Origin of the sequence: Aetokthonos hydrillicola CCALA 1050, from assembly GCF_017591665.1 — a bacterium.
Classification (GTDB): Bacteria; Cyanobacteriota; Cyanobacteriia; order Cyanobacteriales; family Nostocaceae; genus Aetokthonos; species Aetokthonos hydrillicola.
Map to the genome: position 1 here is coordinate 1 of NZ_JAAKGC010000245.1, position 3,364 is coordinate 3,364.

The window sequence follows — 3,364 nt, forward strand, 5'->3', positions numbered from 1 at the left end:
AAACTAAGGCACACCCCGATGAATACCGAAGCCCCATCCGCCTAAGCGGTGGGGTAGTTCACGCACTCGATACCAATTGAAGCAGGGTAATCACGGAGATCTTGCCAAAACTCTTGGTCAAATTCTTCCACTACTTCGGGAGAGACTATAAGTTTTTGCCAACGAACTTGTTTAAAACCAACTTCTCGAAATACTGACTCATAAGTTTCTTGACTCAGGTAATAGTTCAAGAAGCTGAATGTAGATCCATTAATAGACATTGTGTAAGTTATGGGTGTTCCTTCCTGAAGTTCTCCAGAGATACTTTTATTCATTCCATATTTTGCTGATTTGGAATAGAATTCAGGGCGCAATAGAATATTGTCATTTATAGTTACGAAGCGACCGCCAGGTTGTAGGTTAATGAAAATAGCTTGGCACATCTTCAGCAATTCTTCTTTCGTCTGGGCATAATTCAACAGATACGCGGCAACTACAAGATCAAAGCTACCAATTTTGCCAATTTCCAGCACATCACCGACGATATATTCAATACCGAGTGGTTGTTTAGCTTCTTCCTGTCGTGCTAATTCAATCATTTTTTGGGAGATGTCTACACCAACCACTCGCCCAGCGCCTGAAAGCTTAAGCTTCCGGGTATAAGAGCCTTCACCACAAGCAAGATCTAGGATTGATTTTCCAGCAATATCTCCTAGCATTTTGAAGAACGTATATACTTCATACACCCGACAGGGTAATTCTTTCGATTTTTTGTAGTCCTCAGCTATTTGATCGTAGTGTGCAGACATTTTTAGCTCCGATAGTACGACAAGACTTATAAAGTAAGCTTTTCACTTATGTCTAGATATTACTTTGATTTCCGTACCCGATGTAGTAGTAATACCCTGCTGATTGAAAATCAAGTCCTTGAAATCTCTAGTATGAACTAGGAAATTAGTCACATTTAGATACATACTGCAGTCATAAATAGATCAGTAACTTTTTCTCTACATACTTAGAAGTTGAACTTTTAGGATAGTAACTGTCAGACAACAAAGTAAATTGGTCAAGACAAGGAAAGTTAACTATGAAAAAGATTATTGCAGGTGCGCTCATTGCACTACCTTTAATGACTACTTTCGCAACAAAAGCCTCAGCGTCAGAAGTAATTATTCGTTCTGGAATCCGCCCAACGGAACACAGAGGTGAATTTATTGCTCGCGGTAGACACCGCGTCTTCATTCCTGGACATTGGCAGTATAGAAATCACCACCGGCAATGGATTAGAGGACACTATGAATGGCGGTATTAAAACTAACTTAAGTTTTTAGCTTCAGATTAATTAGGGTGCAATTTTTAAGGGTGCGTTCCAGATTATAGCTATTCTTGGTCAAGTGCAACATATTTGTGGGGGCGAACGGTGTTCGCCCCTTCAACATTTTTGGAGATGTCTAATGAGAGCCACTATTGTAAAGTACCGTTATCATTAGAAATTTTGTTTATATTTCAGTAGGCATTTTAAGAAATTTGCCCTCCAGATGATAGTTTCTGCGGTAGAGGTGGGTATCCTTACAAGAGTAAGGGTGTTGATATCTAAGTATTTACCACATGAAACAGCGAAGCATGACCATTTCTGGAGAACACTACGTAGTTGCCCGCCGTAGGAGATTTGAGCGGCGGCAAAAGCTTGTCAGTATTGTATCGATTATATCGTTCCTCGGGTCTACAATCTTTGCTGTAGTACCTGCACTAAAAGAAGCTTTACAAGGTTCCAAGCCTCCGGTAACTGCGCTTGCTACATCTTCACTACAGCAACAAGTGCGGGGGTTGGAGATGGTATTACAGCGTGAACCAGAAAATCGAGTGGCTTTGGAAAACTTGGTGCGCGCACGGATACGGTTGAAAAACCTACAGGCTGCTATTCCACCTTTGGAGAAATTGGTGAAACTAGATCCCCAGAGGAAGGATTATAAGCAGATGTTGGGAGAGGTAAAACAGCAATTGAGTAATGACAAAACTAATGATTCTTTAAGAGTAATTGAGCCTAAAACACCAAACAAAAAATAAAGCAATTACCATCTCAACAAATAAATAATATGAGAGTCAAGTAATGGTAAAAAAAACAGAAAATATAACTCAATCCCTGAAGGATTATCAGGAACAAATTGAAAACAAGAATGTAATAAATAAACTGATATACTCCCGCAAAGAGATTGCAGAATATTGGCTAAATTTATCAACAGATAATTTAGAAAAATCCTACTTGGGAAATATAGGCAGAGCATATAAATTTTTACTAAATAGCAATATTAAAAATGAATCCTTGACGGAAGAGGAAACTATTTTTCTTAATGAAATATTAGAGAACCAACGTGAATCGTCAGTACTTCCCGAATGGGAATATCTTCCCGAAGGTTGGGGGACTAAAAATTTCTCTATCAAAGGCTGGGATGTTGAAAGCATTTTGAAAATTCGTAAGCAAAATTTGCCTGAACTTTTACAATTAGTTCAAAGTACTAGACCTTTAGGAAAGAGCTATTCAGCGCATAACACGTACATGACATATGCTTATGTGCTGGCTTTAACTGCCCGAAAAAAAGATAAAATTTCTATTCTCGACTGGGGGGGTGGGATAGGAGATTATTACCTAATTAGTAAATCTTTAATGCCAGATATAGAAATTGATTATCACTGTAAAGAAGTTCCTTTTTTATGTGAGGGCGGACGGGAATGCTTGCCAGAGGTTCACTTCTATGAAGATGAGGAGGAATGTTTTAAACAAAGTTATGACTTAGTATTAGCAAGCTCATCATTGCAATATGTCGAAAATTGGCAAATAGTTGCTCAAAAACTTGCTGCGGTAAGCCGCTCTTCTCTTTATATTACACGCCTACCAATTGTTCATCAAGCGGAATCATTTGTGGTGCTGCAAAGAGCTTATAGATATGGATATCAGACGGAGTATATGGGGTGGTTCTTAAATCGTCAAGTGTTTTTAAATTATCTAAGTAGCTTGCAGATGGAGTTGGTGCGAGAGTTTTTGATTGAAGAAAGATTCTCGGTACAGGATGCACCAGAACATGCGGAATGTCGCGGTTTTCTCTTTTGCCCACAAGTATATGGTTCAAAAACATGACTGATAATCCTTTCAAAGGGCGTAAAGCTTAAATTACAGGCGGGTTAGGGTTTATTGGTAGCAACTTGGCTCGACGATTGGTAGAACTGGGGGCCGAAGTGTCTCTAGTAGATAGCCTGATCCCAGAATACGGCGGTAATTTGTTTAATATTGCTGGAATTGAAGATGCAGTGAAGGTCAATATCTCTGATGTTCGTGACCCTCATAGTATCTGTTATTTAATTCAAGGGCAAGATTATCTCTTTAACT

5 protein-coding genes are annotated in these 3,364 nt (G+C 39.0%); 4 read left to right on the plus strand and 1 reads right to left on the minus strand.

The features are described from left to right. Nucleotides 1-41: 41 nt before the first annotated feature. Nucleotides 42-788, minus strand: coding sequence for a class I SAM-dependent methyltransferase (locus G4P69_RS36360; protein WP_208343652.1), 747 nt, complete (start codon nucleotides 786-788; stop codon nucleotides 42-44). A 278-nt stretch (nucleotides 789-1,066) separates the two neighbouring features. On the opposite strand from G4P69_RS36360, the gene G4P69_RS36365 reads away from it, so the two are divergent. The 4 genes from G4P69_RS36365 to G4P69_RS40805 all read left to right on the plus strand — a co-directional run. Then, nucleotides 1,067-1,291, plus strand: coding sequence for a hypothetical protein (locus G4P69_RS36365; RefSeq protein ID WP_208343654.1), 225 nt, complete (start codon nucleotides 1,067-1,069; stop codon nucleotides 1,289-1,291). Nucleotides 1,292-1,587: 296 nt separating this feature from the next. Continuing rightward, the gene (locus G4P69_RS36370; RefSeq protein ID WP_243903165.1) at nucleotides 1,588-2,046 is read left to right on the plus strand and encodes a tetratricopeptide repeat protein; all 459 of its coding nucleotides are present in this window, start codon (nucleotides 1,588-1,590) and stop codon (nucleotides 2,044-2,046) included. A gap of 43 nt (nucleotides 2,047-2,089) precedes the next feature. Further along, complete coding sequence (locus G4P69_RS36375) at nucleotides 2,090-3,115, plus strand: methyltransferase, TIGR04325 family (RefSeq protein ID WP_208341311.1); 1,026 nt, start codon at nucleotides 2,090-2,092, stop codon at nucleotides 3,113-3,115. Nucleotides 3,116-3,147: 32 nt separating this feature from the next. Further along, nucleotides 3,148-3,364 (plus strand): GDP-mannose 4,6-dehydratase (locus tag G4P69_RS40805; protein WP_390693950.1); only part of this gene is annotated, 217 nt, incomplete at its 3' end.

Excerpts from the sequence above, each read along its gene's own strand:
- G4P69_RS36360 (WP_208343652.1), bottom strand. The coding sequence starts at position 788 with ATGTCTGCACACTACGATCAAATAGCTGAGGACTACAAAAAATCGAAA.
- G4P69_RS36375 (WP_208341311.1), top strand. The coding sequence starts at position 2,090 with ATGGTAAAAAAAACAGAAAATATAACTCAATCCCTGAAGGATTATCAG.
- G4P69_RS36365 (WP_208343654.1), top strand. The coding sequence starts at position 1,067 with ATGAAAAAGATTATTGCAGGTGCGCTCATTGCACTACCTTTAATGACT.
- G4P69_RS36370 (WP_243903165.1), top strand. The coding sequence starts at position 1,588 with ATGAAACAGCGAAGCATGACCATTTCTGGAGAACACTACGTAGTTGCC.